This window comes from Micromonospora sp. NPDC049081 (genome assembly GCF_040648835.1).
Classification (GTDB): Bacteria; Actinomycetota; Actinomycetes; order Mycobacteriales; family Micromonosporaceae; genus Micromonospora; species Micromonospora antibiotica.
The window spans coordinates 41048-53448 of record NZ_JBEZEK010000015.1 but is presented as its reverse complement, the minus strand read 5'-3'; the positions used below and the strand labels follow the sequence as shown (position 1 = coordinate 53448).

Annotated in this window: 13 protein-coding genes; 8 read left to right on the top strand and 5 right to left on the bottom strand. The window is 74.3% G+C overall.

Annotated features, from left to right (window positions below; genetic code table 11):
* Positions 1–20 precede the first annotated feature (20 nt).
* The 3 genes from AB0B63_RS21315 (at position 21) to AB0B63_RS21305 (ending at position 2111) form a co-directional block, all read left to right on the top strand.
* Complete coding sequence (locus tag AB0B63_RS21315; RefSeq protein WP_208567768.1) at positions 21–533, top strand: ACT domain-containing protein; 513 nt, start codon at positions 21–23, stop codon at positions 531–533.
* 162 nt (positions 534–695) lie between these two features.
* Positions 696–1259 carry a peptide deformylase gene (locus AB0B63_RS21310; RefSeq protein WP_357021323.1) on the top strand — a complete coding sequence of 188 codons (564 nt, stop codon included), beginning with the start codon at positions 696–698 and terminating at the stop codon, positions 1257–1259.
* A 120-nt stretch (positions 1260–1379) separates the two neighbouring features.
* On the top strand, positions 1380–2111 hold the full coding sequence (locus AB0B63_RS21305) for a hypothetical protein (RefSeq protein ID WP_357021320.1): 732 nt from the start codon (positions 1380–1382) through the stop codon (positions 2109–2111).
* Between the two features lie 56 nt (positions 2112–2167).
* Here AB0B63_RS21305 and disA read toward each other — a convergent pair whose 3' ends face one another.
* The 4 genes from disA to AB0B63_RS21285 form a co-directional block, all read right to left on the bottom strand.
* Positions 2168–3349 carry a DNA integrity scanning diadenylate cyclase DisA gene (disA, locus tag AB0B63_RS21300; RefSeq protein WP_208567771.1) on the bottom strand — a complete coding sequence of 394 codons (1182 nt, stop codon included), beginning with the start codon at positions 3347–3349 and terminating at the stop codon, positions 2168–2170.
* A gap of 142 nt (positions 3350–3491) precedes the next feature.
* Positions 3492–4943, bottom strand: coding sequence for a DNA repair protein RadA (radA, locus tag AB0B63_RS21295; protein ID WP_208567772.1), 1452 nt, complete (start codon positions 4941–4943; stop codon positions 3492–3494).
* A gap of 86 nt (positions 4944–5029) precedes the next feature.
* Positions 5030–5833 (bottom strand): hypothetical protein, encoded by an 804-nt coding sequence (locus AB0B63_RS21290; RefSeq protein ID WP_219465053.1) that lies wholly within the window; start codon positions 5831–5833, stop codon positions 5030–5032.
* Positions 5834–5975: 142 nt separating this feature from the next.
* Complete coding sequence (locus tag AB0B63_RS21285) at positions 5976–6815, bottom strand: UbiA family prenyltransferase (protein WP_357021315.1); 840 nt, start codon at positions 6813–6815, stop codon at positions 5976–5978.
* Positions 6816–6861: 46 nt separating this feature from the next.
* On the opposite strand from AB0B63_RS21285, the gene AB0B63_RS21280 reads away from it, so the two are divergent.
* From AB0B63_RS21280 to AB0B63_RS21265, 4 genes are all read left to right on the top strand, one after another.
* Positions 6862–7620 (top strand): methyltransferase domain-containing protein, encoded by a 759-nt coding sequence (locus AB0B63_RS21280; RefSeq protein WP_357021311.1) that lies wholly within the window; start codon positions 6862–6864, stop codon positions 7618–7620.
* A 44-nt stretch (positions 7621–7664) separates the two neighbouring features.
* The gene (locus AB0B63_RS21275) at positions 7665–8831 is read left to right on the top strand and encodes an acyl-CoA dehydrogenase family protein (protein ID WP_357021308.1); all 1167 of its coding nucleotides are present in this window, start codon (positions 7665–7667) and stop codon (positions 8829–8831) included.
* A 58-nt stretch (positions 8832–8889) separates the two neighbouring features.
* Positions 8890–9951 carry a type III polyketide synthase gene (locus tag AB0B63_RS21270; RefSeq protein ID WP_357021305.1) on the top strand — a complete coding sequence of 354 codons (1062 nt, stop codon included), beginning with the start codon at positions 8890–8892 and terminating at the stop codon, positions 9949–9951.
* 215 nt (positions 9952–10166) lie between these two features.
* Positions 10167–10730 (top strand): hypothetical protein, encoded by a 564-nt coding sequence (locus AB0B63_RS21265; RefSeq protein WP_357021302.1) that lies wholly within the window; start codon positions 10167–10169, stop codon positions 10728–10730.
* Between the two features lie 92 nt (positions 10731–10822).
* On the opposite strand, the gene AB0B63_RS21260 is transcribed toward AB0B63_RS21265, so the two are convergent.
* Positions 10823–11554, bottom strand: coding sequence for a hypothetical protein (locus AB0B63_RS21260; protein WP_357021299.1), 732 nt, complete (start codon positions 11552–11554; stop codon positions 10823–10825).
* A 328-nt stretch (positions 11555–11882) separates the two neighbouring features.
* On the opposite strand from AB0B63_RS21260, the gene AB0B63_RS21255 reads away from it, so the two are divergent.
* On the top strand, positions 11883–12368 hold the full coding sequence (locus AB0B63_RS21255; RefSeq protein WP_013288937.1) for a CarD family transcriptional regulator: 486 nt from the start codon (positions 11883–11885) through the stop codon (positions 12366–12368).
* Positions 12369–12401: the final 33 nt, after the last annotated feature.

Sequence of the window (12401 nt, the reverse complement as noted above, 5' to 3'; positions counted from 1 at the left end):
GGATCGGGCAGAATGCCCGGATGAGCGAGCTCGCGATCACCGTCATCGGTCGGGACCGGCCCGGCATCGTGGCCGACGTGGCCGAGGTGCTCGCCCGGCTCGGTGCGAACCTCACCGACTCGACCATGACCCGGTTGCGCGGTCACTTCGCGATGACGTTGATCTGTGTCGGCCCGGCCGCCGCCGAGGTCGAGGCCGCCCTGACGCCGCTGGCTGCCGACGGTCAACTGCTGGCCACCGTACGCGCGGTCACCCCGGACGGTACGACGGCTCCGGCGGGTGAGCCGTACGTGCTGGCGGTGCACGGCGCGGACCGGATGGGCATCGTGGCGGCGATGACCCGGGTGGTCGCCGAGAGCGGCGGCAACGTGACGGATCTTTCCACCCGGTTGGCCGGTCCGCTCTACGTGGTGGTGGCCGAGGTGGACCTGCCGCCGGGCAGCGCCGACGACCTGGCCGTCCGACTCGCCGGGGTCGCCGCCGACCTGGGTGTCGGATTCTCCCTGCGCCCCGCCGACCCGGACCTCCTGTGAGCGCGAGGAGTGAGCGGGGTTTGCGAGCCCCGCAGTCGCGAACGCGGGTGGGTGCTGTGAGCGCGAGGAGTGAGCGGGGTTTGCGAGCCCCGCAGTCGCGAACGCGGGCTGGTGCTGTGAGCGGGGTGTCTGGGCTGCGCAGCAGCGAACCGAGGTGGCACCGTGGGTGAGGAACCGTACGTCGGGCTTGGTGGTTGGACTCCGGCGGCGTTGGGGGTGCCGGGGGAGGTGCGTCGGGTGGTGTGCGCCCCCGAGCCGGTGCTGAGCCGGCCGGGACCGCAGGTCGACCCGACCACCGAGGAGACCGTCCGGCTGGCCGCCGACCTGGTGGCCACAATGCGGGTGTCGCCTGGCTGTGTGGGGTTGGCGGCACCGCAGGTCGGGGTGGGTGCGCAGGTGTTCGCGGTGGATGTGACCGGTCATCCCAAGGCGGTGACGGTGCACGGCACGTTCGTGCTCTGCAACGCCCGGGTGGTGGAGGCGAGCCGTTGGAAGCCGGGTCGGGAGGGCTGCATGTCGGTGCCGGATCTGACCGGTGACGTGAAGCGGGCCAGCCGGTTGGTGGTCGAGGGGGCGTTGCCCGGCAGCGGCGCGTTGGTCCGGCTGGTCACCGACGGCTTCGAGGCCCGTGCCCTGCAACACGAGATCGACCACTGCGCCGGGCTGCTCTTCCTGGACCGGGTGGCCAGCGCGCACGCGGTGTATCAGCGCAAGGTCTACCTGTGACGCGGGTCGGGGCGGATTCCGGGTGACTGTCGTGGGTGGAGTGTGGTTTCCCCGCCGCCGGCCGATGCCCGGCGAGTCGTGGTCGGTCCTCGTGCGTCACGCCGCTACGGTGGGGGCATCATGCGTCTGACGGTCGGTCCCCTGCCCTCCGCCGTGTACTGGCGGCGTCGCGCCGTCGTACTCGGAGCGGGGCTTCTCTTCCTGGTTGTCCTGCTCTATTCGTGCACCCGATCGGGGGACACCGGCACCACACGGGGTGCCGGGGGTCCGACGTCGGCCCCGGCGGCGGGCGGGGCCTCCCCGACGGTCGCGTCGCCGGCCCCCGGGTCCGCGTCGCCGTCGGGTGCGGCCGGTGCGCCGGACTCGTCGGCCGCGTCGAGCGCCGAGCCGGGCACGAACAGCGCGCCGTCGGCCGATCCGCCGGCGCCGGCTAGCCCGGCCCGGGTGGACGACGACGGCACCTGCACCAACAGCGAGGTCCAGGTGACCCCGGTGGCGCTCCCGGCCGAGGTGCGCCAGGGTGCCCCGGTCGACCTGACCCTCAAGATCAAAAATACGTCCCAGCGGACCTGTAGCCGGGACGTCGGTGCGGACGTGCAGGAGTTGTTCATCAAGTCCGGCGCGGAGAAGGTCTGGTCCTCGGACACCTGCGGCACCGGCAAGGGCTCCGACGTGCAGTCCTTCACCCCCGGCTTCGAACGGACCTACCAGCTCACCTGGAACGGCATGGACGCCAGCCGCTGCAGCCAGGGGGTGGCCTCGGGCCCCAACCCGCCGGCCGGCACCTACCAGGTCTTCGCCCGGGTGGGCACCAAGCTGAGCGAGCCGGTCAAGCTGGTCGTCACCGGCTGATCCCGGAGGTGCCGACCCGCACCGACGAGCCGGTCAGCCCCGGTGGCCCACCCCGGTCAGACGTAGCGTTCCAGGATGGACGCCTCGGCCAACCGGGACAGCCCCTCCCGTACGCCCCGGGCCCGCGCGTCACCGACCCCCTCGACGGCCTGGAGATCCTCCACGGTGGCCCCGAGCAGACGTTGGAGGCTGCCGAAGTGCAGCACCAGCCGGTCGACGATGGCCACCGGCAGCCGGGGCACCTTGGCCAGCAACCGGAACCCGCGGGGGCTGACCGCCGCGTCGAGCGCGTCGGAGGCGGCCGGGTAACCGATCGCCTTGGCGACCGCGACCAGGTCGATCAGCTCGGTCGCGCCGAGCAGGTCCAACTCGACGAGAGCCTCGTCGAGGGTGCGCGACTTGCGGCCGGTGGGCAGGTAGTCGCGGATGACCAAAGTGCGGTCGGCGTCGACGCCGGCCATCAGCTCGTCGAGTTGCAGGGCGAGCAGGCGGCCGTCGGTGCCCAGCTCGACCACGTAACCGGCGATCTCGTCGGCGATCCGGCGGACCATCTCCAGCCGCTGTACGACGGCGACGGCGTCCCGGACGGTGACCAGGTCCTCGATCTCCAGTGCGGACAGGGTGCCGGAGACCTCGTCGAGGCGGAGCTTGTAGCGCTCCAGGGTGGCCAGGGCCTGGTTGGCCCGGGAGAGGATCGCGGCCGAGTCGTCCAGGACGTGCCGTTGCCCGTTGACGTAGAGGCTGATGATCCGCATCGACTGGCTGACCGAGATGACCGGGTAGCCGGTCTGCCGGGCCACCCGCTCCGCGGTGCGGTGCCGGGTGCCGGACTCCTCGGTGGGGATGGACGGGTCGGGCATCAGGTGCACCCCGGCCTGCACGATCCGGGTGCCGTCGCTGGACAGCACCACCGCGCCGTCCATCTTGCACAGCTCCCGGACCCGGGTCGCGGAGAACTCGACGTCCATCGGGAAGCCACCGGTGCAGATCCCGTCGACGACCTTGTCGTAGCCGAGGACGATCAGTGCGCCCGTACGACCGCGCAGGATGCGTTCGAGCCCGTCGCGCAACGCGGTGCCGGGCGCCATCAGGGCGAGGTTGGCCCGCAGCGGATCACCGGCGCTGCCGGTGGCCCCGGCCACGCTCACGCTGATCGGACGGGTGGGTGAGCCCACGGCGGCGGCGCGGGTGTGGGGCGTCGCGCCGGCAGGCTTGGCGGCGTCGCGGTCGGTCGGCACGCGCACAGTCTACGGACTGCCCTGCGGTGGGTGCTCTCGTGGTTACTGTGATGTGCCACGGCGTCGGATTTTCCCACCCGCCTGACCTGGCGGGCGTTGTCCGGTATGGCCTGACCGGTCCCCGGCGCTTCGCCACCGTCCGTCACTCAGCGGATGCGCGGGCGACCGCCTGGAGCGCCGACCGGACATCCGTGACCTCGATCACCCGCATGGTGTCCGGGCCGGCGCCGGTGCTCTCGGGGCCGCATCCGGTGGGGACGAGGGCCGTCCGGAAGCCCAGCCGGGCCGCCTCGGCGAGTCGCCGGGGGACCGCGCCGACCCGGCGCACCTCACCGGTCAACCCGACCTCGCCGATCGCCACCAGGTGGGGCGCGATGGACAGGTTGAGCCCGCCGGAGGCGACCGCCAGCGCGACCGCGAGATCGGCGGCCGGCTCGACCACCCGGATCCCGCCGACGGTGGCCGCGAAGACCTCCCGGTCGTGCAGGGTCAGCCGCTCGGTGCGGCGTTGCAGCACCGCCAGCACCATCGCCAACCGGGCTCCGTCGAGCCCCGAGACCGTACGCCGGGGCGAGCCGGCCACCGTAGCGCCGATCAGTGCCTGCACCTCGGTCAGCAGCGCCCGCCGCCCCTCCATCGCCACCGTGACGCAGGTGCCCGGGACGGGCTCGGAATAGCGGGTGAGGAAAAGCCCGGACGGGTCGGCCAGGCTGCTGATGCCCCCCTCGTGCATCTCGAAGCAGCCGACCTCGTCGGCCGCGCCGAACCGGTTCTTGACGCCCCGGACCATCCGCAGCGAGGAATGCTTGTCGCCCTCGAAGTGCAGCACCACGTCGACCAGGTGCTCCAGCACCCGGGGCCCGGCGACCTGGCCGTCCTTGGTGACGTGGCCGACCAGCACGGTGGCGATGCCGCGTTCCTTGGCGACCGCGACGAGGGCGGCGGTGACGGCCCGCACCTGGGTCACCCCGCCCTGCACCCCTTCGCTGCCGGTGGTGGAGATGGTCTGCACCGAGTCGAGGACCAGCAGGCCCGGCTTGACCGCGTCGAGGTGGCCCAGCACGGCGCTCAGGTCGCTCTCGGCGGCCAGCCAGAGCTGCTCGTGCAGGGCCCCCATCCGCTCGGCGCGCAGCCGGACCTGGCTGACCGACTCCTCGCCGCTGACCACCAGCGACGGGCTGCCGGCGGTGGCCGCCCACTGCTGCGCCACGTCGAGCAGCAGGGTGGACTTGCCCACCCCGGGCTCCCCGGCGAGCAGGACCACCGCGCCGGGGACCAGGCCGCCGCCGAGGACCCGGTCGAGTTCGCTGACCCCGGTGGGTCGGGCCCGCGCCGGGGCGGCACTGATCGTGGCGATCGGTCGGGCCGGCTCGGCCGGCATCCGGGAGCTGACCACCCGACCGGAGACGACCGGGCCGGTGACCGTGCACTCGACCACCGAACCCCACTCGCCACACTCCGGGCAGCGGCCCACCCACTTGGGTGGCTGGTGGCCGCAGGCGTCGCACGCGTAGGCGGGGCGGGGCTCACGGGCGGCCCGGCTCCGGGACGCGCCGGACGCGCCACGGGCGGGAGTCGATCGGGGGGTGGTCACCCCAGGACGCTAACCCTCACCGGTGACGAAAACACCGCCGGCGTGGCCGTCGCCACGCCGGCGGTGCCGGTGTCTCGCTCGCGGGGTCAGCCGCCGTGGCCGGAGCTGCCCTCCTGGCCGCTCTCCTCGCCACCCTCGCGGTGCACGATCGGGGAGGCCGGGGGCGCCGGGCTCAGCGGCACCCCGACCGGGACCGGGGTGCTGACGGTACGACCGCCGCCGAAGTCGAAGGTCAGGTTGACCTGCTGGCCGGTGCGCAGCGCCTCGTTGATCCCGATGAGCTGGAGGTGCTGGCCGTTCTGCACGTTGAGCTGCACGTAGCTCAGCGCCGGGATCTCGATCCGGGCCGGCTGACCGGCGGGCGCGGACGGAGAGGCACCCTCGGACGGGGAGGCACCCTCGGACGGGGAGGCTCCCTCGGACGGGGAAGCACCCTCGGACGGGGAGGCTCCCTCGGACGGGGAGGCGTTGCCGTCCGGGGAGGTGGTCTCCGCCGGGGAGGCGCTGCCCGACGGCGAGGCGCTCTCGGCCGGGGAGGCGGAACCGGAGGGGCTGGCCGAGCCGGTGGCCCCGGTGAGCACGATCTGCCGGGCGCTGTCGGTGGTGACGGTGACGGTGACCGGGTCCCGGGTGTCGTTGTAGATCACCGCGTTGAGCGCGGCGTTCGCCCCGGCGGCGAGGCCGCTGTCACCCGGGTACGCGACGTAGAGGCCGCGCACCTTGTAGGCGTTGTCCGACGTCTGGACGTTTACACCCTGGACCGACGGCTGCTTGTTGGCGGTCTCGGACACCTGGCCCGCCCCGCAGCCCGTGGCCAGCAGGGCGGTCGCCCCCGCCAGGCCGACCAGCAGCAGGGTGGCCCGCCGGGAACCCCTGATCGAGCGCGTCACGTCGGTCCTCCTCGTCACGATCCCCACCCGGTGCATGCCCCGGGCGCGGGGTGGTCATACCCGCGCAGACCGCGCTCCAGGGTAGTTGGGGCTGATCGAGGACCGCACACGGACCCGGTGCCGCCACCCGGGCGGGTGCCGCTCAGATCACCCGACCGCTCGCCACCAGCAGCACCACATCGATCAGGGCCACCACCAGCACCGCCCGGAAGGCGGCCACCGAGCGGCCGTCGCGGCGGGTGGCGGCGCGGCCCGCGTACCAGCCGACGGCCGGCACCGCGACGGCCGCCGCGACGGCCGACCAGCCGACCCACGACGGTGGCCCGGGTGGCCCGAGGACCAGGGCGACGGTGGCGGCGAACAGCAGCCCGGCGGCGGCCAGCCGGCTCCCGGTGGCGCCGAGCAGGTGCGGTAACCCGCGCACCCCGGTACGGGCGTCGTCGGCCAGGTCGGGCAGCACGTTGGCGAAGTGCGCGCCGGCACCCAGGCAGGCCCCCGCGACGACCAGCCAGGCCGGTGGCGCGGGGGCACCCGGCAGGGCGAGGACCACGAAGGCGGGCAGCGAGCCGAAGGAGACCGCGTACGGCAGCACCGAGACCGGGGTGGACTTCAGCGGCCAGTCGTAGAGCAGCGCCGAGACCAGGCCGAGGGTGAACCAGAACGCGGCGACCGGGTTGGTGGTCAGCGCCAGCAGCGGGGTGGCGAGCGCGGCCAGCACGGCGGCCACCACCACCGTCCGGCGACCCACCGCCCCGGCGGCGACCGGTTTGTCGGTACGCCCCACCGTGGCGTCCCGCCCGGCGTCCACCGCGTCGTTGGTCCAGCCGACGGCGAGCTGACTGGCCAGCACGGTGAGCACCACGGCCACCGTCCCGGACGGACGGTGGCCGACCCCGACGGCGAGCAGTCCGGCCACCGTGGTCACCGCGAGGCCGGGTTCCGGATGACTCGCCCTGACCAGCCCTAACACCGTCCGCGACATAAGGGAAGTCTGGTCGTTACCGGCCGGTCGTGCCACGCTCGATGCCATGCGTGACGGTCCGGTGTCCAACGGTGCCCGGGTGCTGCCCCCCAACGACCCCCGCCAGTACGACGACCTGGCCGGCGAGTGGTGGCGGCCTGACGGCGCCTTCGCGATGCTGCACTGGCTGGCCCGGGCCCGCGCCGCCCTGGTGCCACCGGCGTCCCGGCCCGACGCGGTCCTGGTCGACCTGGGCTGCGGTGCCGGGCTGATGGCCCCGCACCTGGTGGGCAAGGGCTACCGGCACGTCGGGGTGGACCTCACCCGGTCGGCCCTGGAGCAGGCGGCGGCGCACGGCGTCACCGCGCTCGCCGGTGACGTCACGGCGGTGCCGCTCGCCGACGGGTGCGCCGACGTGGTGGCGGCCGGCGAGGTGCTGGAGCACGTGCCGGACTGGCGGGCGGCGGTCGCCGAGGCGTGCCGGCTGCTGCGCCCCGGCGGGCTGCTCGTGCTGGACACCCTCAACGACACGCTGCTGGCCCGGTTGGTCGCGGTGGAGCTGGGTGAACGCCTGCCCACCGTGCCCCGGGGCATCCACGACCCACGGTTGTTCGTGGACGACCGGGCGCTGGTCGTCGAGTGCGCCAGACACGGCGTCGCCCTGCGGGTGCGGGGGGTCCGGCCGGGGCTGCGGGCGACGCTGGGCTGGCTGGTGCGGCGTACCCGTGGGGGTGCCGCCCGCGACGTCTCCCACGACGGGCCCGCGATCCGTCCGACCTGGTCGACGGCGGTGCTCTACCAGGGTCGGGGGGTCCGGCACGGCTAGCCGCCCCGGTTCGGGGTACCAGGAACACCCAGGAAGGGGACCGTATGACTGTGGACGCTCTGGCGGCGGCCCGCCGGTTGGCGCCGAGGTTCGCCGCGCGGGCGGCCGGGCACGACCGGGACGGCACGTTCCCGGCCGACGACTTCGCCGACCTGCGGGAGTCCGGGCTGTTCGGGCTGATGGTCCCGGCCGGGCTGGGCGGCGCGGACGCCTCCTTCGCCGGGTACGCGGCGGTCGCCACCGAGCTGGCCCGGGGCAACGGCGCGACCGCGCTGGTGTTCAACATGCACGCCTCGGTCACCGGCGCGCTCGGCGCGGTCACCGAGGAACTGGCCGAGGCGCTGGGCGTCCCGGACGAGGCGTTGGTCGCCCGGGACCGGCTGCTGCGCGCGGCGGCCGAGGGCGCCTGGTACGCGGTGGCGATGAGCGAGCGCGGCGCGGGGGCCCGGTTGTCCCGGCTCAGCACGGTCTACGAGCCGGTCGACGGCGGCTGGCGGATCAAGGGGAGCAAGACGTTCTGCTCCGGGGCCGGGCACGCCGACGGTTACCTGGTGGCCGCCCGCAGCGCCGCCGACCCGTCGGTGGTCTCCCAGTTCCTGGTGCCGGCCGGGGACGGGGTGACCGTGGAGCCGACCTGGGACGCGCTGGGGATGCGGGCCACCTCGTCGCACGATTTGCACCTGGACGTGACGGTGCCGGCGGACCGGTTGCTCGGTGGGGTGGAGGGGCTGGCCCTGGTCGTCGCCCAGCTCATGCCGCACTGGCTGGTGGCCAGCTACGCCGCCGTCTACGTGGGGGTGGCCCGGGCGGCGGTGGACGCCGCCGCCGAGCACCTCACCGCGCGGGACCTCGGTGGCCTGCCGGCGGTCCGGGCCCGGCTCGGCCGGGCCGACGCGGCGGTGGCGGCGGCGCAGCTGGTGGTGGCCGAGGCGGCCCGCCGGGTCGACGACGCCCCCGGCGACGCCGAGACGAACCGGTGGGTGTGGCGGGCCAAGCTGCTCGCCGGTACCACGGCGGCGGAGGTGGCGGCGTCCATGCTGGAGGCGGCCGGCACCTCGGCCACCCGGCGGGGCCACCCGCTGGAACGCCTCTACCGGGACGCCCGCTGCGGCTCGCTGCATCCGGCGACGTCGGACGTGTGCGCCGACTGGCTCGGGGTGGCGGTGCTCGGGGGTGACCCGGACCGCGACGGAACTGCCCCTCGTTGGTGAGGGTGACGGAGGTCGGCGTGGCCGCCGGACGGGCAGTGTGGACGAGAGGTGGGGACAGATGGCCGTGCCGTTGATCGCGGGGCTGGGGGCGGCACATCCGCCCGGCGCCCGGCAGGACGAACTCTGGGCTGGCTACTTCGCGGCGCACTTCTCGGGTCCCACCCGGGCCCTGGCCGAGCGGATCTTCGCCAACTCGGGGGTGTCGCACCGGCAGGCGGCGGTGAACCCGTTGCTGGAGGACGTCTCCGACTGGCCGACCGACCGGCGGATGCGGCGCTACCAGGTGGAGGCGCTGCCGTTGGGCAAGGAGGCGATCGGCCGGGCGTTGACCGACGCCGGCCTCGCGGCGGGCGACCTCGGGCTGTTCGTGGTCTGCTCCTGCACCGGTTACGCCACCCCCGGGCTGGACATCCTCCTCGCCCGTGACCTCGGCATGGCTGCGGAGACCCAGCGGATGTTCGTCGGGCACATGGGCTGTTACGCGGCCCTGCCCGGGTTGGGTGCGGCGGGCGACTTCGTCACCGCGCGGGGCCGGCCGGCGCTGCTGCTCTGTGCCGAGCTGACCAGCCTGCACATCCAGCCGGCGTCGGCCCGGATGGACACCCAGCAGATCGTCTCGCACGCCCTGTTCTCCGACGCCGCGGTGGCCACCGTGCTGGTCCCGGGGACCGAAACCACCGACCGGGGATACGCGCTGCGCGAGGTCGCCTCGGTCACCGACACCTCGACGGCCGACCACATGACCTGGGACGTCACCGACACCGGTTTCCGGATGGGCCTGTCGCCGAAGGTGCCGCAGGTGCTCTCGGCGCACGTCCGGGGGCTGGTGGACGGTCTGCTGACCCGGCACGGCACGACGATCGCCGAGGTGGACGGCTGGGCGGTGCACCCGGGCGGGCCGCGCATCCTCAACGTGGTGGAGCGGGAACTGACCCTGCCCGCCGACGCGCTGGCGGCCTCCCGGGCGGTCCTCGACGAGCACGGCAACTGCTCGTCGCCGACGGTGTTGCTGATCCTGGACCGGCTGTTGCGGGCGGCGGTGCCGCCCCGGTGGGTCGTGCTGCTCGCCTTCGGCCCGGGGCTGACCCTCTACGCCGCCCTCCTCGAACGCCGACCCTGACCTGACCGCCGGCCCTGTGCCGCGCCCCGGTCCGGAACCCCGGCCCCGGGGTGGCCGGAGCGGGCCGGTGCCGCCGTGGCGAGCCTGCGGGTCCGGCACCCCGGGCCGGCGGACGGCTGGCCCGGGGGCCGGCGGGTGGGCAGATGACCTGGTCGGGGAGGGTGCGATCGGCGCTGCGCCAAGCGTCGTCGTCGGCTCCTGGTTACCCTCGCCGGGTGGGGGTCGAGAGGGGCGGCAGTGATCGGCTGCGCGGTGCGGTGCTGGCCGGCGCGGCCCTGTTCGCCCTGGTCGGGGGCGGCTGGTGGTGGTCGGCCGCCGCCCCTGCGGTCGACCCGGTCGGGTCGGCGGAGACGGTGTCCCCGGCACCGTCGGCCCTCGCGGAGGCCACCCGGCGGGTGGTAGTGCTCGACAGCCGCACCGGGCGGGTGCTGGGCTCGACCGAGCTGCCCGGCTCCTCCGGTGACCCGGACGTGGGGCTGCCGACGTTCACCGACACCATGTGGCGGGAGCGGATGACCCTGGTGTCCGGCCGGGCGCCGGTCCTGCGGGAGTCGGCCCCCGACGGCGCACGGCACCTGTTCCAGTACCGCTGCTCGGGCGACGGGACGCTGCTGGTCTCGGTGCTGCACGACGATCCGCCGCAGCGCCGGCAGGCGGACTGCGACGGCGAGCTGGTCGCCTGGGAGCTGACCGGCCCGCTGGGTGGCACCCGGTTGGAGTTCTCGGCGGTGGGCCCCGGCTCGGTCGAGTTGGAGGCGCAGGTCGTCGCGCTGCCCTGAGCGGGCCGGTCGACGTGCCGCCGGCAGCGCCCCCGGGTTCCGGGCGCCCCCGGGTCCTGGGCGGCCCTGCGTCCTGGGCGGGCGGCCCCGGGTCAGCCGGCGAGCCGGACCAGGTCGTTCCGGTAGTCGGCGGCGGCACCCAGCTCGGGCAGCACCCGGACCACCGTGCCGGCCCGGTCCACCAGCAGGGCCGGGGCGGTGTCGGGCCGGGCGGTCAGGTGCAGCGCGGCGCGTAGTTCCCCGGCGGGGTCGGCGAGGGCGCGGACCGGGCCGCCGACCGGCGGGGCGGGCGTCACCTCACGTCCGCCGGCGACGGTGACCACCTGCACGCCGTCGGGTGCCGCGCTGGCGGCGGCGGCCACCTGCGCGGCACACGCGCAGCCGTCCACCAGAACGATCATCGCGGGCAGCAGGCCGCGCAGCGGCACCGGTGTCTGGTCGACGTCGACCAGGTCCAGCGCGGGCAGCGACCGCCCGAACAGGGGTGCCGGGGTGGCCGACTGCGGCAGGACGGTCGGGCGGTCGGTGCCCCGCGACGACCGGGGCCAGGTGACGGTGACCAGGCCGACGCTGGTGGCGAGCACCGCCACCAGCAGCAACAGCAGGGGCAGCCCGAGCGGTGGCCGGCCGTCGGGGCGGGCGGTCAGCCCCAGCCGGCGTCGCCACCGGGTGGCCGAGGTGCGTCGGCGCAGCTCGCGACGGAGCTGGGCGGCCTCCTCGGCCAGCGCCGACGCGTCGTCCGGCACGACCACCCGGCCCCACTCCGGCGGCAGGTCGGGCAGTTCCTCGGACGGACCCTGTCCCTCGGCGTCGGGCTTGCCCATCGGACCCCCCGGTAAGCGGTGCGGCGAGCGGTGTGCGGTACCCCTCCAGCGTCCCGCACGGACCCTCCTGCCGCTAGACCTGGGCGGTCCGGACGCCCGCGGGCTACCATGGGAAGAGCGCATAGCCCGAGAAATCCACGCTCCGATCACCCGTACCGGGTTGTCATCCGCTGCTCACGGAGCGTGTTTGAACCACTGGTTTGGCCGCCTGTCAAGCCGAAGCAACACCTCTCACAGGGCCCCTGAGCTGCGCCAACGGTCAGGACGGCAGCGGGACATTGGTGCCTGAGCGTGTTACCCTAGACACAGCGAAAGGGGTTTCGAACCTATGGTTTTCAGCGTCGGCGAGACCGTTGTTTACCCCCACCACGGGGCCGCACTCATCGAGGCAATCGAGACTCGGGTCATCAAGGGTGAGCCCAGGGAATACCTGGTCCTCAGGGTCGCACAGGGTGACCTGACGGTCCGGGTGCCCGCCGAGAACGCCGAGATCGTGGGTGTGCGCGAGGTGGTCGGCGAAGAGGGCCTGGGAAAGGTCTTCGACGTGCTCCGTGCACCGCACACCGAAGAGCCGACCAACTGGTCGCGGCGTTACAAGGCGAATCTGGAAAAGCTGGCCTCCGGCAACCCGCTGAAGGTCGCCGAGGTCGTCCGCGACCTGTGGCGTCGGGAGCGGGAGCGGGGCCTTTCCGCGGGTGAGAAGCGCATGCTCGCCAAGGCCCGCGACATTCTCGTCGGCGAGGTCGCGCTGGCCGAGAAGAGCACCAAGGACGAGGCGGAGACGCTGCTCGACAAGGTCCTCACCGAGGCCTGATCCGACCGCATCGTCGTACCCACCCCGCAGCGA

Excerpts from the sequence above, each read along its gene's own strand:
- AB0B63_RS21315 (WP_208567768.1), top strand. The coding sequence starts at position 21 with ATGAGCGAGCTCGCGATCACCGTCATCGGTCGGGACCGGCCCGGCATC.
- AB0B63_RS21305 (WP_357021320.1), top strand. The coding sequence starts at position 1,380 with ATGCGTCTGACGGTCGGTCCCCTGCCCTCCGCCGTGTACTGGCGGCGT.
- AB0B63_RS21285 (WP_357021315.1), bottom strand. The coding sequence starts at position 6,815 with ATGTCGCGGACGGTGTTAGGGCTGGTCAGGGCGAGTCATCCGGAACCC.
- AB0B63_RS21280 (WP_357021311.1), top strand. The coding sequence starts at position 6,862 with ATGCGTGACGGTCCGGTGTCCAACGGTGCCCGGGTGCTGCCCCCCAAC.
- AB0B63_RS21275 (WP_357021308.1), top strand. The coding sequence starts at position 7,665 with ATGACTGTGGACGCTCTGGCGGCGGCCCGCCGGTTGGCGCCGAGGTTC.
- AB0B63_RS21270 (WP_357021305.1), top strand. The coding sequence starts at position 8,890 with ATGGCCGTGCCGTTGATCGCGGGGCTGGGGGCGGCACATCCGCCCGGC.
- AB0B63_RS21260 (WP_357021299.1), bottom strand. The coding sequence starts at position 11,554 with ATGGGCAAGCCCGACGCCGAGGGACAGGGTCCGTCCGAGGAACTGCCC.
- AB0B63_RS21255 (WP_013288937.1), top strand. The coding sequence starts at position 11,883 with ATGGTTTTCAGCGTCGGCGAGACCGTTGTTTACCCCCACCACGGGGCC.